The 20,981-nt window shown below is 59.9% G+C and carries 19 protein-coding genes; 10 read left to right on the top strand and 9 right to left on the bottom strand.

Annotated features, from left to right (window positions below):
• The 5 genes from MHX53_RS10580 to metE form a co-directional block, all read left to right on the top strand.
• Positions 1-866: YPDG domain-containing protein (locus tag MHX53_RS10580; protein ID WP_239272669.1), on the top strand; the 866-nt coding region annotated here is incomplete at its 5' end.
• Between the two features lie 94 nt (positions 867-960).
• The gene (locus MHX53_RS10575; protein WP_239272668.1) at positions 961-2,139 is read left to right on the top strand and encodes a hypothetical protein; all 1,179 of its coding nucleotides are present in this window, start codon (positions 961-963) and stop codon (positions 2,137-2,139) included.
• Between the two features lie 158 nt (positions 2,140-2,297).
• Positions 2,298-3,386 (top strand): 2-oxoglutarate and iron-dependent oxygenase domain-containing protein, encoded by a 1,089-nt coding sequence (locus MHX53_RS10570; protein ID WP_239272667.1) that lies wholly within the window; start codon positions 2,298-2,300, stop codon positions 3,384-3,386.
• 8 nt (positions 3,387-3,394) lie between these two features.
• The gene (locus tag MHX53_RS10565; protein WP_239272666.1) at positions 3,395-4,408 is read left to right on the top strand and encodes a methylenetetrahydrofolate reductase; all 1,014 of its coding nucleotides are present in this window, start codon (positions 3,395-3,397) and stop codon (positions 4,406-4,408) included.
• A complete protein-coding gene (gene metE, locus MHX53_RS10560; RefSeq protein WP_239272665.1) occupies positions 4,405-6,744 on the top strand; it encodes a 5-methyltetrahydropteroyltriglutamate--homocysteine S-methyltransferase in 2,340 nt (779 codons plus the stop codon). The genes MHX53_RS10565 and metE overlap by 4 nt, the downstream gene beginning before the upstream one ends.
• A gap of 68 nt (positions 6,745-6,812) precedes the next feature.
• Here the strand turns inward: metE and MHX53_RS10555 are convergent, their stop codons facing one another.
• Genes MHX53_RS10555 through MHX53_RS10545 form a run of 3 tightly spaced genes read right to left on the bottom strand, consistent with a single transcriptional unit; the run spans position 6,813 to position 9,112 of the window.
• Positions 6,813-7,469 carry a DUF308 domain-containing protein gene (locus MHX53_RS10555; RefSeq protein WP_239272664.1) on the bottom strand — a complete coding sequence of 219 codons (657 nt, stop codon included), beginning with the start codon at positions 7,467-7,469 and terminating at the stop codon, positions 6,813-6,815.
• A gap of 46 nt (positions 7,470-7,515) precedes the next feature.
• The gene (locus tag MHX53_RS10550; RefSeq protein ID WP_239272663.1) at positions 7,516-8,361 is read right to left on the bottom strand and encodes an aspartate/glutamate racemase family protein; all 846 of its coding nucleotides are present in this window, start codon (positions 8,359-8,361) and stop codon (positions 7,516-7,518) included.
• Positions 8,354-9,112 carry an HAD domain-containing protein gene (locus MHX53_RS10545; protein ID WP_239272662.1) on the bottom strand — a complete coding sequence of 253 codons (759 nt, stop codon included), beginning with the start codon at positions 9,110-9,112 and terminating at the stop codon, positions 8,354-8,356. The genes MHX53_RS10550 and MHX53_RS10545 overlap by 8 nt, the downstream gene beginning before the upstream one ends.
• 87 nt (positions 9,113-9,199) lie before the next feature.
• On the opposite strand from MHX53_RS10545, the gene MHX53_RS10540 reads away from it, so the two are divergent.
• Positions 9,200-10,600, top strand: a complete 1,401-nt coding sequence (locus MHX53_RS10540) for an amidase (protein ID WP_239272661.1) — start codon at positions 9,200-9,202, stop codon at positions 10,598-10,600.
• A gap of 45 nt (positions 10,601-10,645) precedes the next feature.
• On the opposite strand, the gene MHX53_RS10535 is transcribed toward MHX53_RS10540, so the two are convergent.
• Together MHX53_RS10535 and MHX53_RS10530 are read right to left on the bottom strand one after the other, a co-directional pair.
• Positions 10,646-12,121: an APC family permease gene (locus MHX53_RS10535; RefSeq protein WP_102239312.1), complete on the bottom strand. Its 1,476-nt coding sequence runs from the start codon at positions 12,119-12,121 to the stop codon at positions 10,646-10,648.
• Between the two features lie 117 nt (positions 12,122-12,238).
• Positions 12,239-13,492 (bottom strand): site-specific DNA-methyltransferase, encoded by a 1,254-nt coding sequence (locus MHX53_RS10530; RefSeq protein ID WP_102239311.1) that lies wholly within the window; start codon positions 13,490-13,492, stop codon positions 12,239-12,241.
• Between the two features lie 131 nt (positions 13,493-13,623).
• Here MHX53_RS10530 and lhgO point away from each other — a divergent pair, with 131 nt between their 5' ends.
• The 4 genes from lhgO (at position 13,624) to MHX53_RS10510 (ending at position 16,863) form a co-directional block, all read left to right on the top strand.
• Entirely contained in the window at positions 13,624-14,853 is a 1,230-nt protein-coding gene (gene lhgO / locus MHX53_RS10525) for an L-2-hydroxyglutarate oxidase (RefSeq protein WP_102239310.1), read from the top strand.
• 71 nt (positions 14,854-14,924) lie between these two features.
• Complete coding sequence (locus MHX53_RS10520; RefSeq protein WP_102239309.1) at positions 14,925-15,314, top strand: universal stress protein; 390 nt, start codon at positions 14,925-14,927, stop codon at positions 15,312-15,314.
• Between the two features lie 213 nt (positions 15,315-15,527).
• Positions 15,528-15,818: a hypothetical protein gene (locus MHX53_RS10515; RefSeq protein ID WP_102239308.1), complete on the top strand. Its 291-nt coding sequence runs from the start codon at positions 15,528-15,530 to the stop codon at positions 15,816-15,818.
• A 124-nt stretch (positions 15,819-15,942) separates the two neighbouring features.
• A complete protein-coding gene (locus MHX53_RS10510) occupies positions 15,943-16,863 on the top strand; it encodes an inositol monophosphatase family protein (protein WP_102239307.1) in 921 nt (306 codons plus the stop codon).
• A 37-nt stretch (positions 16,864-16,900) separates the two neighbouring features.
• Here the strand turns inward: MHX53_RS10510 and MHX53_RS10505 are convergent, their stop codons facing one another.
• The 4 genes from MHX53_RS10505 to MHX53_RS10490 all read right to left on the bottom strand — a co-directional run bounded on the left by MHX53_RS10505 (position 16,901) and on the right by MHX53_RS10490 (position 20,961).
• Positions 16,901-17,653: an ATP-binding cassette domain-containing protein gene (locus MHX53_RS10505; RefSeq protein ID WP_102239529.1), complete on the bottom strand. Its 753-nt coding sequence runs from the start codon at positions 17,651-17,653 to the stop codon at positions 16,901-16,903.
• 194 nt (positions 17,654-17,847) lie between these two features.
• A complete protein-coding gene (locus tag MHX53_RS10500; protein ID WP_102239306.1) occupies positions 17,848-18,882 on the bottom strand; it encodes an iron chelate uptake ABC transporter family permease subunit in 1,035 nt (344 codons plus the stop codon).
• Positions 18,879-19,820: an iron chelate uptake ABC transporter family permease subunit gene (locus MHX53_RS10495; protein WP_180965389.1), complete on the bottom strand. Its 942-nt coding sequence runs from the start codon at positions 19,818-19,820 to the stop codon at positions 18,879-18,881. The genes MHX53_RS10500 and MHX53_RS10495 overlap by 4 nt, the downstream gene beginning before the upstream one ends.
• Positions 19,821-19,980: 160 nt before the next feature.
• The gene (locus MHX53_RS10490; protein ID WP_102239304.1) at positions 19,981-20,961 is read right to left on the bottom strand and encodes an ABC transporter substrate-binding protein; all 981 of its coding nucleotides are present in this window, start codon (positions 20,959-20,961) and stop codon (positions 19,981-19,983) included.
• Between the last annotated feature and the right edge of the window lie 20 nt (positions 20,962-20,981).

The following is a 20,981-nucleotide window of genomic DNA, read 5'->3' as shown; positions in this document are numbered from 1 at the left end:
AAGGTCCTGGTAAGGCTGAAATCGACAAGGATGGCAACATCCGCGTCGGTATCGACAAGGACGCTAAGCCTGGTGACAAGATCAAGGTTGTTGTTAAGGACAAGGACGGAAAGGTGATTGATGAAGTCACCGTGACCGTCGAGAAGCCTGGCGACAAGCAGCCTGACGCTCCTGCTCCTGCTGACAAGCCGGACTGGAACGACAACAAGGGCAACCCTGGTGACAACGTTGTGATCCCGAACGAGGGTGGCAAGGTTCCTGACGGCACCACGGTTGAGGTCGAAGGTCCTGGTAAGGCTGAAATCGACAAGGATGGCAACATCCGCGTCGGTATCGACAAGGACGCTAAGCCTGGTGACAAGATCAAGGTTGTTGTTAAGGACAAGGACGGAAAGGTGATTGACGAAGTCACCGTTACCGTCAACGATCCAAAGAAGACCGACGCTGAAAACTACCAGCCTAAGTGGAACGACAGCACCATCAAGCCAGGTGACACCATCACCTTGCCAAACATTGGTGACAAGCTCCCGAACGGCACCACCCTTGAAATCAAGGGCAAGGACCTGCCAAACGGCTGGGGTGTACAGATCGACAAGAATGGCGCCATCAAGGTAACTGCCCCAAGCTGGGCGAAGCCAGGCGACAAGGTCACGATCCCTGTCCACGTCACGTACCCAGACGGATCGACTGAAGTTGTATACTTCACCGTCACCGTTACAGGCGACGCAGACAAGGGCGGAAGCAACGACAAGGGTGGCCCACTGCCACGAACCGGTGTGGAAGTTGGAGCAGCACTTGCTGCAGCAACCGCACTGATCGCAGGTGGTATCGCACTCATCGCGCGCTCACGCCGTCGCAACAACTAAAAAGCCACGGCGCAAGCCATAGCTAACAAACCTTAGGGCGTCCCTCACACGAGGGGCGCCCTAAGCGCTTCCAGCCACCCATAAACTAAACACCATGGTTGCCACAAACGACCCCCACGACGAACCGTTCTTCCGCGAATGGAACGCCCACAAACACCTCACCCGGTCCCGTACCAGATCAACCCAACTCCAACAAGCACTCGACCTCACCCGCACACTGCCCGTCCCAGCCATCCTCATCGTTGGCTCCAAAGGCAAAGGAACAGCGACAGCGGCAGCCACCTCGGCGCTGGCAAAAAACGCCACCGTAGGCACCATCACCAGCCCACCACTACGCCACAACCGCGAACGCATCCGCATCAACGGACGCGCAATCAGCCACACCGAATACGCGTGCATCTCCGAAATCGCGCACAACGCAATCCACTCCCTGCCACCCGTCACCGACGGATACCTGCCACCATCGGGCATATACACACAAGTGGGCATCGCATACCTACTCCAACAAGGCGTCGACTATCTGGTCATCGAAGAAGGACTGGGCGGACTCAGCGACGACGTCTCCCTCTTCGACTACCCCACTGTTGGGATCACCCAAATCTTCATGGAACACGGCGACATCTTGGGCAACTCCATTCGTGCGATCACCCGTGACCTGCTGGGAACCATCACACCCGCAACCACCAACATCGTCACCCACTACAACCAGCCACAAGAAGTGTGGGACTATCTAGAGGGACGCGAACCTGAACTGCCAGAACTGGAGCTACCGGAACCAGAACTTGTGCACGCGTCCACCATGACAGCGACGAACCTTGAAATCGGGGCACGGGCCGCCGCCACGCTCACCGGGCGATACGTGCCGATCGGTGAACAGGAGCTCATACTGCCTGCCCGCGCATCAACACACACGCCACCGCAATCTGACGCCCTGTGGATGGTGGACGCTGGAATCAACCCCGAAGGCATCCAGCACGCACTCACCCGTGCAACAGAAGAGCTAGGCCACTTCCACGTGCTCGCAGGACTCCCAGATGTCAAAGACGTAGACGCGTGCCTGGAAGTCCTGGAGCCACTGCCTGTCACATTCGTAGGTGCAGGACGCGACTACCTGGACTACACGCACCTGGCCACGTACGGGCCAGTGCTCACGGTCGAAGGCGCCTGCGAACAAGCCCTGGCATCAGGGAAAAACATTCTGGCCGTGGGCACCATGTCGTTCGCGGGGGCAGTCCTTGAGTTCCTCGACGCCCCCACCCACTTCTGGTGGTAAGGGGATCCGGGCGTGATGGCCCGTTTTTGACGCTACGTGACACACTGTTGCACGCATGTGACACCAAAAGACGCGGTGTGACACCACTGCCAGCGCACCTGCTTCTCTAAACCTAGCGTAGGCTCCACAGTCACTCACCTCAGACCAAGGAGCACGCAATGTCACTGTCTAGCCTTCCAATCCTCGATCTGTCACTGGCTGACGATCCACAGCACGCGGACGACTTCCGTCGACAACTCCGCGACGTCACCCACTCAGTAGGGTTTTTCTACCTCACCGGGCACGGCATTCCCGCCTCGGACTTCACTGATCTCCTGGAGACCGCCCAGCGGTTCTTCGCCCTGCCAGAAAAAGACAAACTCAGTATCGAGAACACCAATTCGCCCCACTTCCGCGGATACACCCGCGTGGGCGGCGAACGCACGCTGGGTAACGTGGACTGGCGCGAACAGATCGACATCGGCCCACACCGCGAACCTGTAACGGAGCCCCTGCACACCTACGACCGGCTCACCGGCCCCAACCTGTATCCGGAGGCCTTGCCAGAGCTCAAAACCGTCACTGACTCCTGGCACAAAAAACTCACCGCCGTAGGCGAACGCTTGCTGTCTGAATGGGCTCTGAGCCTGGGGCAGCCCGCAGACGTTTTCTCCCCTGCTTTCGCCAACGACCCAGAGTCGTTCATCAAAATCATCCGCTACCCGGCACCTACCGTGACGCCTGCTGAAGTGACCGCCGAGGCGGCAACGACCAACGCTTCCAAAGAAGGAACCGCTGAGGAAAGTGCGATCACGCAAGGTGTGGGTGCGCACCGTGACAGCGGTGTGCTGACCCTGCTCTACCCACAACCCGGCACCACCGGTTTGCAGGTGAACTACCAGGACACATGGATCGACGTCGAACCCATTGAAAACACTTTCGTGGTCAACATTGGCAAACTGCTGGAAGTGGCCACCGGTGGGTACTTGCGCGCAACCGTCCACCGGGTGCTGCCCACACCTCCTGGCCAAGACCGCATCTCTCTTCCGTTCTTCTACAACCCGTCTCTGCGTGCCAGCCTGCCCGAGCTCACACTTCCTGAAGAGCTCGCCTCCCAGGCACGCGGAGTAAGTGCTGACGAACGTGACGCACTCTACGCCGTCTACGGCGAAAACGCGCTGGAATCCCGGCTCCGTTCCCACCCGAACGTCGCCGCCATCCACCACGCCGACCTCCTCGAAACCCCCGCACGTACCCACGCGAGCTGAGGACTCCAGTGACCACTCTCTCAGCTTCAGCACCCCTCGATACCCACACCTCGGGACGAACCACACTGGCCGGCACCTGGGCAACCGGAACCTCTGAGCGGGAGCCCGGCCAGCAACCGGAATCACCTCTGGCCCTGTCCTTCGAAGTCATGCCACCCAGGAGCGCAGAACAACAGGAACGCTCAGGGGAACTCCTGGACCTCCTAGCGTCCTACGACCCTGACTACGTGGCGGTCACCTCGGCGGTACGTACCGGCTGGTCAGCAGGAACAGCTGCGTTCATCTCGCAACTGTCAGCCACCACCCGCCTGCGCCCGCTGGCCCACTTGGCATGCACCGCAGCGCCGCGCGACGAACTGGTCACCTGGATCGAACGCTACATTGACTCAGGTGTGCGCGGGTTCCTGGCAATCCGCGGCGACCTGGCACCAGGGGCAACAGCGCCACCCTCAGGCCACCTGGCGCACGCCGACGCGCTAGTCACGTTGTTGCGCTCAGTCGAACGCAACCAAGTGGCCCGCCTGTGCGCTGGCCGGTTTGCCATAGGGGTTGCCGCGTACCCCAGTGGGCACCCCGAATCGAAACGGCCAGAAGAAGACATCGACGTGTTGGCCGCCAAACAACGCAACGGCGCCGACTTTGCCATCACTCAACTGTTTTTCAACCCCGCCCAGATCACCACAATGTCCCGCCGAGCTGACCTAGCCGGCGTCACCCTACCGATCATTCCCGGCATCATGCCCATCACCGGAAGTGCCCGGCTCACACGCATGTGCCACCTGTCAGGCCTCACCCCGCCGGCGTACATCGCGCAGGCTTTGGCTGCGGCGGGTAGCCCGGCTGAAGAGTACGAAATTGGGTTGAGCCTGACCGCCGACTTCGTCGAAGCCTTGGTCGAGGTAGGGGTTCCCGGCCTGCACTTCTACACCTTCAACGACCCAACAACTATCACCGAACTACTGGCACGCCTGAGCCCCCAAACCCGCGCCAGGCTGACAAACAACCGAAAGGACACACCATGACCAGCACCTCGAGCACCCCATTCCCTCACGCAACAGTGACCGGACTTCCACGGATCGGCCCACGCCGTGAACTCAAGCGCGCACTTGAAGCGCTGTGGGCCGGCACTATTGACGAAACCGAATACGCAGAAGCAGCACACAGCCTGCGCCTGTCCTCCTATGACCGGCAGCGTGACCTGGGCCTTGTGGCCGACTATGCGATCCCCGGCGACTTCTCCGCCTACGATCAAGTTTTGGACGCGGCACTGACCGCTGGGCTCGTGGGGGAGGACCCCACCGGCACTGACCTGGGTGAGTACTTTGCGCTGGCCCGTGGCACGGCCCAGCAGGCGCCATTGGAAATGACCAAATGGTTCGACACGAACTACCACTACCTAGTGCCCGAGGTCGCTGACGACCGCACGTTCACCGCCCGCCCCCAGCGGATCCTGGAACTCGTCGACGAAGCGCGCCAGGCAGGGCACACGATTCGCCCCGTCCTGTTAGGGCCGGTGACCCTGTTGGCCCTGTCGAAACCAGCTGAGGACGCTACCCGGCAACCACTTGACCGGCTCGACGAACTGGTAGACACCTACGCTGAACTGCTCACAGCCCTGCACACCGCTGGGGTGGAATGGGTGCAGATCGACGAACCGATCCTGGTGACCGACCTCGACGAGATTTCAGACGAGGACCTCGCACAGCGCGCAGGCCAGGCGCACGCACGGCTGCTGGCCGCTACAGACCGCCCGCAGGTCCTCATCACCGCCCCCTACGGTTCTTTGCGTGCGGGGCTGAATGCCCTGTTGGAAGCCGGCCCCGAGGCGCTTGGTATCGACCTTTCCGCCGCAACCCGCGCCATCGACCCTGACTGGCTAGACAGGTTGAAGGCCACGGATTTTGGGGATACCCGCCTGGTCGCCGGCGTGATTGACGGCCGGAACATTTGGGCAGCCGACCTCGAAGCTGAGCTTGCCGTACTGACGTCCCTGCAGGGTGGCGGCCACGAGGTATCCGTGTCCACCTCGACCTCCTTGCTACACGTCCCGTACACGGTGAGCGCGGAAAAACGACTTCCCGTGGACGTGGCCGGTTGGTTGTCCTTTGCAGAAGAGAAAGTCACGGAGGTCGAAGCGCTCGCAGCTGCCTTGGACGCTCACCGCGACGGTGCCGCTGATCCTGTCAGTGTGCGCGAGGCTGCCTTTAGCCGATCTGCCCGCGCAGTCCGCACGCGCGCCGAATCCGACCGCGTGGTTGATGAGCAGGTACGCGCCCGCACGGCTAGCATTGGTGAGCGTTGCACACGTGTTGGAAGTGTTGAGGAACGTCGCCAGGCCCAGGAGTCTCTTGGCCTGCCGCTGTTACCCACAACAACGATTGGGTCGTTCCCGCAAACGCCCGAGGTGCGCCAAGCTCGCGCTGCCCTGCGCGGCGGCCGTATTTCTGAGGACGAATACACCCAGACCATGCGTGCAGAGATCGCTGAGGTCGTGAGGTTGCAGGAGGAGCTTGGATTCGACGTGATCGTTCACGGTGAACCCGAGCGCAACGACATGGTGCAGTACTTCGCTGAAAACCTAGCCGGTTTCGCAGTGACCGACAACGGTTGGGTGCAGTCATACGGAAGTCGCTGTACCCGCCCACCCATCCTGTTTGGTGACGTTCACCGGCCAGAACCCATCACGGTTCCCTGGTCGACCTATGCTGCAAGTCTCACCGATAAACCGGTCAAGGGGATGCTCACCGGCCCGGTGACGATCCTGTCGTGGTCGTTCGTGCGCGATGACGTGCCACTGTCAACGGTGGCTGAGCAGATCGGGCTGGCACTGTCCGACGAGGTCGCTGAACTGGAATCGGCTGGGGTTCGGATCATTCAGATTGATGAACCGGCGCTTCGCGAGTTGCTACCGTTGCGTGCAGATAACCGTGCGGACTACATCGCTTGGGCAGTGGATGCGTTCCGCTTGTCGAGCATCAGTGTGGATCCAGGTACGCAGATCCACACGCACTTGTGTTATTCGGAGTTTGGCCAGGTGATCGCTGCAATCGACGCTCTGGACGCGGATGTCACCAGTATTGAAGCTGCTCGGTCACGCATGGAACTGTTGGCCAGCTTGGACCCTGAGGAGTTTGATCGGAGCGTGGGCCCAGGTGTCTATGACATCCACTCGCCACGTGTGCCCACGGTGGAAGAACTCACTGGTTTGCTCGAGGCTGCGATCACGCACGTGCCACGTGAGCGTCTGTGGGTGAACCCGGATTGTGGTCTCAAAACGCGTAGGTATGAAGAAGTGCGCCCAGCGTTAGCGAACCTGGTAGAGGCGCGTAACGCGGTACGCGCCAAACTAACGGTGTGACGTTGGGGGCTTGGAAATTGCGTTGGGCGTGCCTGAAATAGGCACGCCCAACGGGTATTGAGCAAACGTTAACGATTGATTTCTGGCGGAGTGTCATTGTTATCCGTGTCTTCTACGGTGCCTTCGATGACATCACCTCGGCCGTCATTGCTGGGGTTGGAGTACGCGCGTTCACGTTCTGCCACAGCTTGTGCGCTCTTGCCGAACTTGAAGCCCAACGCTAAACATGCAGCGCCCACAAAGATCAGAACCGTAGCGACCACAGTGAGCAACGCCAGAGTGCTTTCACGCGGGAACACCACGATCATGACCGAACCGGCGAACGCCAACACACCACAGATCACAAAAGCGATCCACGAACGGTTCCCGGTGGGTTTGATGACCAAACCTGTCGTGAGCAGTCCCATAGCGATGAGGAACACCGCCAGCGACACGATCACCAGAATGATCGACGCGAAAACACCGGGCAACATGGCGATGATGATGCCCAAGATGATCTGAATGATCCCTTTACCCATGGACAGTTGGGCGCCTGGCACACGCCGTGCGCGCAACCAGAGGAAGCATGAAAAGACGCCGTCGGCGATCAACCATCCGGCGAAAATGTATGCCACGACCACTAAGGACTGTCCCGGCCATACCAGGATTGCCAGTCCAGCTAGTACTGCGAAAATACCCTGCGCTAAGAAAAAGTTACGAGCCTGACGATAGATCAGCGATAACATTGCACTCCTTTAAGCGTGTACCTGTATAGCGTTTGGCGAACCTGATTTATTCCGTTTTGTTCCGCAGCGCCAACAGCTCACGCCCAACAGAATACGCCTCTACAGCGGCGGGTAAATGCCCCGGCCTACCCGAAACAAACACGTGCGTCAGCCTGCCAGCCGAACCAGACACAAGCTGGGAAGACGGCGGTGGTGGAACGACCTCGGCGGAGTTCTCAGAAACCAACGGCGCGGCAAGCCTGCGCGCCAACTGGCGGGCAACCGCCGGGGGCGAATCAAACAGAGCGACGGGACGGTCAAACGCTGCCTCAATGCGGTCCGCGACCAGCCCGTAGTGCGTGCACCCCAGCACAATGGACTGGGCTTCCCGAGGTGTCGCGGTGACGGCGGCGGAAAGAGCGATGTCGATGGTTTCCGGGTCGGCGGAGTCAATGGCCTGGGCTAGGCCGGCGCACGCCACCGGGTACACGTTGATGTCGCCCGCGTACATGCTGATGAGCGAGCGCTGGTATGCGCTTCCCGTGGTAGCTGTTGTGGCCCACACCGCGAATGGGGCGCCGGTGGCCGCCGCGGGCTTCACCGCTGGGACCGTGCCGATCACCGGGATGTCTGGTTCGAACTGCTCGCGCACCGCTTGCAACGCATGCACGCTGGCCGTGTTGCACGCGATCACTAGGGCGCGGGCCCCTGCGTCCACCAACGTGCGGGCGGAAGCCAGTGCGCGTTGCTCAATCTGTGCCGAGGTGAGAGCGCCATACGGAGCGAAGTCCGGATCCAGCGCAAGGGCCAGGTTCACATGGGGGAGTTCATGGTGCACGGCAACCGCGAACGGCACCAAGCCTAGGCCAGAGTCCAACAGGCCGACGGTGGGGGAAGACGCCCCGCTACTCATTGGAGCTCTGAGCAGTAGGTGTGTCCGGGTCAGGTCCCGCGTGCGGGGTGTTGGCCGAGGTCTCCGGGTCCGGTCCCGCGTGCGGGGTGTGTTCCGGGCTGAACGTGGGTTGGGACGTGTCAGACTCGCGTTCTGCGTCAGTGTCCGTGTCTGCGTCGTGTACCGGGGCAACCACAAAGTCGCTGGTGTTCATGGGTTCAGAACCACTGGGGCGCGGGTACGAAAAATCTTCAATCGACGTGATCTGGTCTTCAGTTAACCCGAACTGAAACTCCGGCGCGATCAACAGCATCCGGTTCCGATACGTCTGCTCGAAATACTGGCGCGTGCTCTCATGTGCCAGATCGTCATCGACCCACACCGCGCGCTTGCCGGGATTGTCAGCCAGCCACTGTTTCATGGCAAGGGCCTTCCACCATTTGGTGTGGTCCCCGGCGTGACGGTTATACGTGGCGTCCGGCATCTCGATGATGGGGTAGGAGCGTTCAAAGTTGAGCTTTGGTTCAATTTCAGTGCGACACAGCGCTGACCAGGTCGAAAGCCACACGATGTCCGCGTCGCGATTCTTCACGACCTTCTCTAACGCCTTGATGATTTTGGGCCGAAAATGCAGAACATAGTTCCACGCCTGCACTTCCTTACGACCCTCTTTCTTGAATCGCTTGCCCTCAACGGGAAAAGAGTTCAGCACACCGTCCACATCAAGGAAGATTGTGATGTGGCGCGCCTTGCGACGGGCAGAATCCTTCATGTGCGACTCCGAGCGAATTTGGCAGGCTTAGCTTCCAGTGTACGGGGGTAGTGCTGAGGCAGTGAATGAATATGCCACACTACGTGTATGAGTGACTTACATTACATGGGCGTAAAAGAAGTTCTCCAGGCATATCAGCAAGGACTGTCACCCGTTGAGCTCGTCACGCACCTTCTAGAACGTATCAAACACGTCAACCCTCACATTAACTGTGTTGTTGACACCCTGCCTGACCTGGCACTCGAAGAAGCCCACCGCGCCGCAGCGGCACGTGAAAGCAAGCCCTTGCTGGGCGTGCCATTCCTCATCAAGGAACAACACGACTTGGCCGGGCACTCCGCGACGCGAGGATCCCAAACGCTAGCCGGCGCGGTAGCGGAAGCCGACCACCCGATCGTGGCGCGACTGCGGGCAGCCGGCGCGATTCCGATTGGGCGCACCACCACGCCGGAGTTTTCCTGCGCCACGTTTAGTCACACGCGCGAATGGGGGATCAGTCGAAACCCGTTTAACCTCGATAAGACCCCGGGTGGTTCGTCCGGTGGATCAGGAGGAGCGGTGGTAGCCGGATTTGCGCCGTTTGCTACCGCGTCAGACATTGCGGGGTCCACGCGCATTCCCGCCGCGTTTTGCGGGTTGCCCGGGTTTAAGTCGCCATTTGGCTCTACGCCAGGGACGCATCCCTCGAACAATGACTGGTACCGTGGCGACCACGTTTTAGCGCGCAGTGTTGCCGACACCGCTTACGTGTTTAACGTGATCACCGGTGTTGATCCGTACGACAACGCGACCGTCCCGGTAGAGGACTACCCGCATGAGTTTGGTGAGGCTGGGCAGTTGCTTGCTGGTAAGCGCGTGGCGGTCAGTGCTGACCTGGGGGCGTACGCGCTCGATTCTGCTGTGGCGGCGGGAGTCGACCGTGTGGCGCAGGCGCTCGCGGGTGCGGGTGCGGTTGTTGAGACCGTGGACGTGGGGCTTGATTTGGAGACCATCACCCGGGCGTCGATGAGTCACTTTGGACACATTTTTGGGGCGAAGCTGTTCCAGTCCGTGAATGGGGATTTGAGTGGTTTTGAGCCATACACGCGCCTCATGGTCGAGTCGACCACGCAGGCGGCCCGGGAAACCAGTCTGGTGGACAGCCTGACGTTGGAGTCCCAGATCCAGGACACTCTCACCCGCGCCATGGAGGGGTACGACGTGTTGGTGACAGGCACCTCGGCGATTGAGGACCTGGACGCCGGTTGCGACTACCTAGGTGAGGTGGAGCGCGAGGCCGGGAACCTGGACTTCTACTGGGAAGGGCACATGACGGTGCCGTTCAACATCGCCAACCGCAGGCCAGTCATGGCCATGCCCAGCGGCGTGGGGAGCGCGGGTGTTCCCACGAGTGTACAGATCGTGGGGCACCCGTATGACTGCGCGCCGGTGTTTGAAGTGGCCGCGGGGCTTGAGCAGTTGGTTCCTGTGCCACGACCCGAGCTTTAGGTGGGTGGGTACACGGTGGGTGTCACCGTGTACCCACACACATCATTAGTGGTTCTTGCCTAGTTTGGTGAGTAGATCGTTTTCCGCGTTGGGGCCCGGTTTTACGCCACCCGGAAGACGGAACATCATGACGACTCCAGCGGTGATCCACAGCCCGAACATCGCCCACGATGGCAAGGCCAGCTCAGCTGACCACGGTGTCACTGGGAGATACAAAACAAACAAGAAGAGGCACAGGACCGCGGCAATCGCACCCACCACGATTCCGAAATTGCCTTTTCCACCGACGCGCATGGGGCGTTCCATGCCAGGTTCACGCTTGCGAAGCAACACGAACGCGACTGACACCAGGAAGTACGTGATCACAATCATGGGTGACCCGGCGTCCACGACCCACCCCAGCATCTTCGAACCCAAGAACGGTGTCACAACCGATAGCGCCCCGATAAACAGGAGCGCATTGACTGGAGTGCGGTAACGTGGGTGAATTTTGCCGAACCACGCAGGGATCATTCCGGAATTGGCCATTGCCCACATGAGTCGTGACGCACCCATTAGGAAGGCATTCCAACTGGTAATGATGCCGGCGAGCCCTCCAGCGATCACGATCTTGCCCCAAATGGGGTGGCCCAGCATGGCGGTGAGGGCGTCGGCTGTGACCAGGCCATCTTCTGCGTTGAGCGCGGCGATCTTGTCGTGGGGCATGGACACCGAGGTAGTAAAAATAATGACAACGTACCAGGCCACGGCCATGAGAACAGCGAACACCACGAGCTTGCCGATCTGACGCGGTTTGACGTTGATCTCTTCTGCGGCTTGGGGGAGTACGTCAAAGCCCACGAAGAGGAATGGAACGGCTACGAGCACGGTGACAAAGCCGCTGAAGCCTCCGGAATATAGGGGTTCGGCATTTTCCATCTGGCCGCCGGTGAAGGAGCCGAAAATCAGAAGCAGACCCACAATCAGCAAGAACGAGACGACAAACGTCTGAACCAGTGAAGCGACTTTGACGCCTCGGATGTTGATGTACGTCAGCACAACCGCAGTGATGACACCTACCAGTGCCCACGTGAGGTAGACATCGAATCCCGCGATTGTCCACAAATGGACCTTGTTGAGGTCAGGAAATAAGTACAACGCAGTTTTGGGTACAGCAACGGCTTCGAACATCACCACAGTGATGTATCCGCCAACGATGCACCACGAGCCAATCATCGCTATCTTTGGCCCCATGCTGCGCATCAGATAGTTGTGCTCTCCACCGGCTAGGGGCATGGCGGCGACGAGTTCGGAATACACGACACCAACAAATGCCATGATGACACCGCCACCAACAAACGCGAGAAGCGCTCCTACAGTGCCGGCCTGTTCAATCCACCCTCCAGCGAGAACAATCCAGCCAAAGCCGATCATGGCGCCGAAGCCTACAAACAGCGCATCGAGACGACCCATCGCTTTGTTGAAAATGGAGTCGCGTGACTCATGCGTATAGCTACTGGGGTGTTGGCGTGGCTCACTCATGTGTATCTCCTTTGATCCTGCCGTGAGGCACACACTAGTTCGCGTTACAAACAACGAGTGGAGTAACTCACACGTTGATATCGAATTGTGTTGTTCAGTCCAGACGCACGCCTCTAGTCAGTCCAGGCGCACATCGGTGAGAGACGCCGGGTCGCAACCCGCAGCCTTCGCAGCAGCCACCACTCTTCGCCTCGCCAACTCACTGATGGTGATGGAGGTTGTGGATTTCGAGTCCAACTCGCCAGCGGAAGACCGCAACACCTCGGGCTTTTGTACCAGGATGAACTCACGCCGCCCACCGTCCTCGGCGTTGAGCTCCATGACTGCCTGGGCCGTTGTCCCGGAGCCGGCAAAGAAATCCAGGACTACCGCCTCGGGGTCAAAGAACGTGCGCGAACGCACCAATGTGCGCATGAGCGACACCGGTTTGGGGTACGTGAACAGGCCGCCCAACCCCAGGGCCTCCAGGTCGTTGCGCCCCTCATGCCCCAGCGCGCGCACGATCGAATACATTTTGGACGCCGCCTGTTCCGCGGGGGTGATCCGCACGACCGCATGCTTGCCATCACCCCACGGCCGCAAAATGTGAGTGCCGGCCGCCAGCCACGCGTCGACCTGCGCCTTCTTCGCCGGGCCGCGCACCGCCTCGATGTCCTCATACATCAGGCGCCGCTCCGTGCCACGCTCATACCGGCCAAACGTGGTGCGCAAAACATCGTCCTCAACCAGGTAGCGCGCACCGTCGATGGTTTCGTACTTGGCAGGCGGACGCTTCTCCTGCCAAAACCCGTCCACCAGTGACGCGTCCTTGGCCCACACCGCGATGTAATCGTGCCCGCGAATCCACGTCCGAGCCTGACCACCACCCCTGGCGCGCTGATGCACAAACGACCCCAAGAAGTTCTCTTCTCCAAAAACCTGGTGGCCCAGCAGCGTCAAAAACGCGTGCTCACGGTCGTCGATGGACACGAAAATGACCCCGTCTTCGCGCATGAGCTCGCGGGCAACGATCAGCCTGGGCAGCATCATCGACATCCAACCCGCGTGCCCAGCCACCCCGAAAGTATCGCGGTACGGCAACGCATTCCCCGTGTTGTACGGCGGGTCGATGTACACCACTGCTACCCGGTTTTTGTGGGTTTGGCGCAGGTGTTTCAGCGCGTCCAAGTTATCGCCCTCGATCACCATGGAACCCGTGGACGGAAGTGTGGGGGTGGGCCCGCTGGAAGCTGCGGTTCCAGCGGGGGTGGGTGCCGCCTCGGCCGAGGTGTCCCCCAACACCCCCACATACCCCACCTGGGCGCGGGGAGGGGTGTGGGCGGCCGCTTCTGCGTCAGGGCGGCCGGTCCAGTCGAGTTCGTAGGTGTTCACGCCCCAAAGTCTATTCAGTTCGTGTTGAGCGGGGCCAAAAGGCAGGCGAAACGGCACAAAACGAGCGATACGGCGCAATATAATGCGCCGTATCGCTCGTTTTGCGCCGTCTGGGCTGGCACACTGGAACTATGGAGCTTAAACGCATTGCAGTTGTTGGCGGCGGAATCATCGGAACGGCAGTTGCGCGTGAACTCACGCGCAAACAACCACAAGCACACATCACCCTGATCGAAAAAGAATCGTTGTTGGCGCAGCATCAGTCGGGCCACAATTCGGGCGTGGTCCACGCCGAGTTGGACTGCGAACCTGGCAGTGCGAACGCCAAACTGCGCCGTCGAGGCGTTGAACTCCTCACCGCGTACACGACCCAGAACGGCCTACCCTTGAACGAGTGCGGAAAGCTGGTCGTCGCGCAAGACGTGGACGAACTTGAACGGCTGGAGGCCATGCTTGAACGCGCGCAAACTGCCGGTGTGCCAGGTGTGCGCATGCTTGACCGCAGCCAGATGCGCGAAGTCGAACCGGGTGTGCGAGGAATCGCGGCTCTTCATTCGCCCCACACGGCCATCACCGACTACAGCAAAATCACTGAAGCGTTTGCCCGTGACCTCGAGGCCAATGGCGGACGCATCATGTACGACTCGGAAGTTAAGCGCGTGGACGTCATGGGTAATGAGGTTCGCGTCCGCCTGGCCCTGCCAGGTGCCCAGGATTCGACCATGACTGCCGACGGCGGCACATATGACCTGGTTATCACGTGTGCCGGACTGCAGGCCGATCGCTTGGCTGACAACAGCGGGCTGGACCCGTACCCCAAGATCGTGCCGTTCACCCGCGACTACTTCGAGATCAACGGCGAGGCCGCTCAAGGTGTACGTGGCCTCATCACCGCAGTGCCCGGCACCCCCAACCCGGTTCACCTGAGCACGACGACGAGCGGCGCACTCATGGTAGGCCCGTACGCGTCCTTGTCACTTGGCCGTGAGGGCTATTCGCGCGGGCTGTCCGGTTTCAAGTTGGACGACGTAGCGTCCACCCTGGGTTTCGGCGGTTTCTGGAAGTACGCGTCCAAGAACATTCAGAGTGCGGCCCGCGAAGCCCGCACGGCCGTCTCGCCTAACACGTACCTGGAAAGCGCGCAAAAGTATGTGCCGGATTTGAATGTGTCGGCCGCGCGCCCCGGCCCCCGAGGTGTCCTCGCCCGAGCCATGAACTCGGACGGCTCGTTGGTGGATGATTTGGTGTTTTCTGCCCGAGGTCGCCTCACCCAGGTGCGAAACGTACCTTCCGCAGGCGCGACGTGCTCGATGGCGATTGCTGAGCACGTGGTTGAGCAGGCACTTGCGCAAGTGTCATGAGACGAACGCTCTCTTCAAGTCCCTCAAAAGTTAAACCTGTGAGCACGCTGAGTGGTCGATATACTGAACACATGACTGTTCTCATCGGCTACCTCCCAGCTCCTGAAGGCATGGTTGCACTTGAAGTGGGTTTCCGTGAAGCCCGTGTGCGCGGAACTGATGCGATTGTTATCACGTCTCCTCGTAAAGGCGCCCCGGACATCATCACGAAGCTCAACGAACAAGCTCGTGAAGACATCCTCGCGGTGGCCAAAAAGCACAACGTGCAAGCGCGAATCGAACAGCCCACACACGAAGACGACCTGGTGGGAACGTTTAACGACTTCGCCGCTGAACACGGATGCGACCTGATTGTGATTGGCCTGCGCAAGCGTTCAGCAATTGGCAAGTTCATTCTGGGTTCACAAGCCCAGCGGATTCTCCTCGAAGCTGACGTGCCCGTGCTGACCGCAAAGGCATAGATCAGAACGAGGCAGTGCGATAGCCGAAGCGCAACTGACTCGTCTCAAAATATGTCTCGCGCAACGTTCGCCATCCACCATTGTGCAGTGATGTGTAATAGTTGTTCACTGTGAGTGTCTTAGTGTTTGAACAATCTCAAATTGCAGACACGCACGGTGTCAGAACGAAAGAAATTTGGGGTAGCTCGCGGGGAAGCGAGCCACTGGAGCTCCATGAGCAAGAAGCGGGAGTGTGAAGAAAGAATGTCACGCCGTCCTAAACCGCTGTCTACCGAGCAAAAAGCGCTCGTGTCTTCAGTCCGTCGCATTTCTAAACAGCGATCGCGCATCAACGCTTCCTATATTGATGCAGTTGTGAAAGCTCGAGACGCCGGAGTGACCTTTTCGGTCATCGCCGAAGCCGCAGGCATGTCATCGCAAGCCGCGCAAGAGATCGTTCGCCGTCACGGCTCAACCGGTAAGACGTCGTCAAACACATCGGTCGAAGGTAAAGATGGCGGTTAAGACGCCACTGAAAGCACGCAAGAATCGATCGGTAACGTAAGTGGGGTGCAAAGCGGTGTGCCTCAAGGCGCCGCAGCTGTTAGACATGAGGTAGGAACTCAAAACCCTAGCGAATAGGACGCACGTGGATCAGCCCACCGCCACTCACACCTCGGCCCACCAAAACCCCTACGCGCCCCTCCTCGTCATCGCCCGCAACGCCGCCGTCATGGCGTGGGAGAGGATGACGCACTGGTCGGCCCAGCTCAGCGACGCAACCGTCGAAGCGAAAGACAACCCAAACAACCTCGTCACCGTCGCCGACGCCCAAATCGAAAGCATCGTCACCGGCTACCTCAACCATGTTCGCCCAGGTGACACGGTCGTTGGCGAAGAAGAGGTGGAGCCCACCCCGTTCGACCCAGCCGCATGGTCCGGCCTCCTCGACATCCCCGACCACGCCCACGTCCCGGCCTCCGAATGGCACATCGACCCCATCGACGGGACTGTGAACTTTGTCCGCGGAATCGAGCACTACTGCTTCTCGGCCGGCGTGCGCCTCGCCAGCCCTGACCACCCGGCCCAGGGCACCTGGCTCGCCGGCCTGGTCGCGGCCCCGGTGATGAACACAACCTGGTATGCGACCTCGGGCGCGGGTGCGTGGGTGACGACAGGCTTGCCTGACACCCAACGGATTCTCACCCCCGCCGAGGTGGGAGTAGCCCGCCTGTCCGGCACCCCCGCAGGGAGGCGAGGCACTGTGGTGGCCACGGGGTTTGGTTATGGCAAAGAGCGACGTGATCGGCAGTTCCGTGCGCTCATCGACATCATGGAACGCTTCGACGATGTTCGCCGCATGGGTTCGGCAGCGATCGACCTGTGCCAAGTGGCACAGGGGCGCGTCAACGCGTACTACGAACGAGGCCTGGGCATCTACGACTGGGCCGGGGGAGCGGTGATCGCCCGCGAGGCCGGTTGCCACGTCCACATACCCACGGAACGGGACATGCCAGTGGTAGCGGCTGACACCTCGGACGTTTTGGAGTTCCTCACCAGCACGGCGTAAGGCCAGCGCCGCTACCAAGCCAACTCAGTCCACGTGCTTAGTGGTACACCGCGATCTTGCCGCGCGGCCCGTCCAAAACCTGGATAGGGGTGTTGAAAACGCCGGTGAGGATGTCGTCGCGCATGATCTGTTCCGGAGCGCCAAACTCCACCACTTGACCGTCTTTCATGGCACAAATGTGGTCCGCGTAGGTGGCGGCGAAGTTGATGTCGTGCAGGACAATCACCACTGTGCGACCCAGCTCATGCGCCGCCTGGCGCAGGTGCTTCATCATGGTCACCGAGTGCTGCATGTCCAGGTTGTTCAGCGGTTCGTCCAACAGAACGTAGTCCGTGTCCTGCGCCAACACCATGGCAACGTACGCGCGCTGGCGCTGGCCACCGGACAGCTCATCCAGGTAACGACCCTCAAGTTCCGTCAGACTCAGGAAGTCGATCGCGTCGCTGATGATCTTTTCATCGTGCTTGGTGAGGCGGCCCTTTGAGTGGGGGAAGCGCCCAAAGCCCACCAGCTGTCGCACTGTAAGGCGAGTGACGAAGTGGTTTTCCTGACGCAGAATCGACACCACCTTGGCCAATTCTTTAGACGGGGTTGAGGTCACGTCGAAGCCACCCATAGAAATGGTGCCCGTGTCCATGCCCATGAGGCGCCCCATCATCGTGAGCAACGTGGACTTTCCTGCTCCGTTAGGTCCCACCAGCGCGGTCACACCGCACCCGGGAATCACCTGGGACACCGGGCCAATCGCCACCGAATCGGAATACCGGCGCGTGACGTTCTCAATCCGAATAGCCAAGCTGGGGTCCGGGCCACCAAACTCACACGTGTCGCACCCGTCACCAGCGCATGCCCCAGGCTTAGCCAAGGACCCCGTGGATCCCGCGGACTCCCTGGGCTGGAGTGACAGGATGGTGCGGCCCTGAGGAGGTGTCACAGCCTCGCTCTCGTGTTCAACCTCACCTCGGTTCGCCTGTTTGCTTAATGTCACAGTCGCCCCCTCTTGAGAATGTATGCCAGGAAGAACGTGCCTCCCACCAGCTCAATGATGATGCCCACGGATCCTTGGGCGTAGAAAATGTTCTTCAAAATAAAGTGCGCTCCTCCCAAAACCACAAAACCGGTGAGCCATGAAACAGGGAAGACTCGGTAGTGATCGTAGGTGTCAGCAAGTTGATACGAAATCATGGCCACCAGGAACCCAAAGAACGTCAACGGCCCCACAAGTGCCGTGGTCATGGCCATGAGAACACTGACCAAGCCCAGCACCATGATCAAGTTTTTCTTGTAGTTCAGCCCCAGGTTCACAGCAGTGTCACGCCCCAGGCCCAGCAGGTTCAGTCGCCCGCTCATCAGCACCAAGAGCGTCACCGCTACCAGGCACACGGGCACCGCGATCACCAGGTACTCCGCGTGGGCAGACGCAATCGACCCCACCAAACGCGCCGTCAGCACGTCGAATTCACTGGGCGTGAGCAACCTCTGCATGAACGTCGAAGCAGCACCCAAGCCGCCCCCAATGACCAACCCGATCAGCAACGTAGTCTGCAGGTCACCTCGGCGGCCGGACAGCAACCACGAATACAGCAACACCGCGAACACCACCATCACCACGGTCTGCAGAACAAACTGTGGCGTGCCACGCAGAACCGACCCTCCAGCGATCCCAAAAATGAACACCGAACCGGTTTGGATGAGCGTGTACAAAGACTCGAACCCCATGATCGACGGGGTCAGAATGCGGTTGCCGGTCACGGTCTGAAACGCCACGGTCGCGGTCGAATGACACAGCGCCACTAGCGCGATCACCAGCAAGTTCTGGACTCGTAGCTGCGCGATCAGCCAGAATCCCTCGGACCCAAACGGCATGGGGTTGTCCCACGAAAGTGTGCCCACCGTGATCCCGGCGGCCAGCGCAATCAGCACCCCAACGATGATGGCGTACCGGCGCCTGGCTCGCGGGGTAGGAAGTGGGTGGGTGGAACGGGCCGAGGTGGCCGTCACCTGAGTTGTTTTACTCACCGTCCGCGCCTCCTTTGGAGGAGAAGGGCCACGAACACGATCGACCCGATGATGCCCAGGATCAGTGACACGGGAACTTCGAACGGTGCGATGATGGTGCGTCCTACCAGGTCGCATACGGTGACCAGGCTGATTCCGGCCAGGCATACCCACGGCAGGTTGGAGCGTAGGTCATCGCCGCGGAACAGTGACACCACGTTGGGCACTACCAGTCCCAGGAACGGCAGGTTGCCCACGACCACCGTGACCAGGCCAGAAGCCAGCGCAACCAGAGCGGTTCCCAACAGGATGATGCGGTTGTAGTTCAGGCCCACGTTGGTGGCGATGTCTTTACCCAGTCCAGCGACGGTAAAGCGGTCTGCAGCGATGAAAATAGCGATGACCACGGCAACCACGATCCACAGCGGTTCGTACTGGCCGCGCAGGACCGAGGTGAAAGACCCGGCAAACCAGATCCCCAGGCTTTGGAGCAGGTTGGTTTGAAGAGCAATGAAGTTCGACAGCGCACCCACAACCGCGCCCAGCATGAGCCCCACAATGGGCACGATCACTGAACTGCGCAACTGGATGCGGCTCAAGAACGCAAAGAAGATAAGTGTTCCCACAAAAGCAGACGCCACCGCGATGACCATGCGCGTGAGCACGCTGGCATCCGGGGCAATCACCATGGTGAGCAAAAGACCTAGCCCGGCCCATTCGGTGGTTCCTGTGGTGGTGGGCTCTACGAACCGGTTTTGCGTGAGCATCTGCATGACCAGGCCGCTCATGGCCATGGCTGCCCCAGCTAACACCAGCGCGATCGTGCGGGGGATACGGGTGATCTGGAAGATCGAGGCACCGTCTTGGCCCGAAAAAATGTCATATTCGCCCACGAACAGACTGACCGTCACCAAGGCTGCGGTGACAATGACGCCAATGATGAGCGGCCATGTAAACAGCCTTCCCGCCGGGGCGCGGTTGCCCTCACCGGTACGGTTGCGGGTACCACCTCGGGGGCCTGTAGAAATGCGACTACCCGCGGTAGGAGCCGTGCTCCGTTCCGCGGGTGTCACTGATTTGTTGTGAGACTTCACTCAAAGTCTCCGCAGTTGGTGTGCATTACTTCTTTTCCATTGCGTCTGCCAGGTCGTTGTAGAACTCGGTGTACGTCTGCAGGCCCTCGTTGAGGTAGGTGTCCTGCGGCATGTACACGATGTGCTTGTTCTTCACCGCGTTGACGTTCTTCAGGGCCTCCGACCCTGCAATGAGTTCATTTGCAGGCGTGTACTTTTCGCCGTTGTTTGCGCTAATCGACGCGTCACGGTCCATGACCATGATCCAGTCTGGGTTGGACTTAGCGATTGCTTCAACCGAAATGTCGTCACCTTGGTGATCACTCGACGAGTCTTTCACTTCCAGGGACGGAGTAAGCCCAAGCATGTCATAAACCGGACCCAGCGTGCGACCGCTGTGCGGGGCCGCGAAGTTGATGTTGCCACCCGTTGTGATGACCGACAGGACTTTTTCGTCCTTGTTGTATGCATCTTTGACGCGCTTGACGGACGCATCGAAGTCGTCGTTGAGCTTCTTGGCTTCGTCCTGCTTGCCAAAGATTTCGCCCAGCGTGGTGGTCTGGCGCTTGAGTTCTTCGCCCAGGTCTTCGCCTTCGCGTGGTTCAAGGTTCACAACCGGAGCGTCGCCAGCGTACTTCTTGACCTCTTCACCGTGGTCGCGGAAGCGCTGGCCGGTGATGACTAGGTCGGGCTTGGAGGCCACGATCACTTCGAAGTTGGGCTCACGGTGGTTTCCCACTTCTTGAATGGAGTCATCTTTTTTCTGTGGGTTGTCCGCCGGCATGAGCTTCTTTGCAGCAGCGACAGGCTTGATTCCCCAGCTTTCCAGCGTTTCAAATGAGCGGTTGTCCAGAGCAACCACGCGCTTAGGGTCCTTGGGGACTTCAACTGTTCCCGAATTGTCCTCAATCGAGATGGTTTCCCCGGACGCGTTTTCCTCTCCTGAGGTGCCCGAGCCGCACGCGCTCATAGTGAGAGTGAGCGCCGTGGCGGTCGCAAGTGCCGCTGTGAGCCGGCGAAGTTTCATATCGTCTCCTGATGATCTGA

The organism is Brevibacterium sp. ACRRH (assembly GCF_022346365.1).
GTDB classification, from domain to species: domain Bacteria; phylum Actinomycetota; class Actinomycetes; order Actinomycetales; family Brevibacteriaceae; genus Brevibacterium; species Brevibacterium paucivorans.
The sequence above is the reverse complement of the archived record's forward strand: the minus strand, read 5'-3'. Positions and strand labels throughout refer to the sequence as shown.

Excerpts from the sequence above, each read along its gene's own strand:
- MHX53_RS10490 (WP_102239304.1), bottom strand. The coding sequence starts at position 20,961 with ATGAAACTTCGCCGGCTCACAGCGGCACTTGCGACCGCCACGGCGCTC.
- MHX53_RS10575 (WP_239272668.1), top strand. The coding sequence starts at position 961 with ATGGTTGCCACAAACGACCCCCACGACGAACCGTTCTTCCGCGAATGG.
- MHX53_RS10555 (WP_239272664.1), bottom strand. The coding sequence starts at position 7,469 with ATGTTATCGCTGATCTATCGTCAGGCTCGTAACTTTTTCTTAGCGCAG.
- MHX53_RS10515 (WP_102239308.1), top strand. The coding sequence starts at position 15,528 with ATGAGCAAGAAGCGGGAGTGTGAAGAAAGAATGTCACGCCGTCCTAAA.
- metE (WP_239272665.1), top strand. The coding sequence starts at position 4,405 with ATGACCAGCACCTCGAGCACCCCATTCCCTCACGCAACAGTGACCGGA.
- MHX53_RS10535 (WP_102239312.1), bottom strand. The coding sequence starts at position 12,121 with ATGAGTGAGCCACGCCAACACCCCAGTAGCTATACGCATGAGTCACGC.
- MHX53_RS10520 (WP_102239309.1), top strand. The coding sequence starts at position 14,925 with ATGACTGTTCTCATCGGCTACCTCCCAGCTCCTGAAGGCATGGTTGCA.
- MHX53_RS10540 (WP_239272661.1), top strand. The coding sequence starts at position 9,200 with ATGAGTGACTTACATTACATGGGCGTAAAAGAAGTTCTCCAGGCATAT.
- MHX53_RS10550 (WP_239272663.1), bottom strand. The coding sequence starts at position 8,361 with ATGAGTAGCGGGGCGTCTTCCCCCACCGTCGGCCTGTTGGACTCTGGC.
- lhgO (WP_102239310.1), top strand. The coding sequence starts at position 13,624 with ATGGAGCTTAAACGCATTGCAGTTGTTGGCGGCGGAATCATCGGAACG.
- MHX53_RS10570 (WP_239272667.1), top strand. The coding sequence starts at position 2,298 with ATGTCACTGTCTAGCCTTCCAATCCTCGATCTGTCACTGGCTGACGAT.
- MHX53_RS10545 (WP_239272662.1), bottom strand. The coding sequence starts at position 9,112 with ATGAAGGATTCTGCCCGTCGCAAGGCGCGCCACATCACAATCTTCCTT.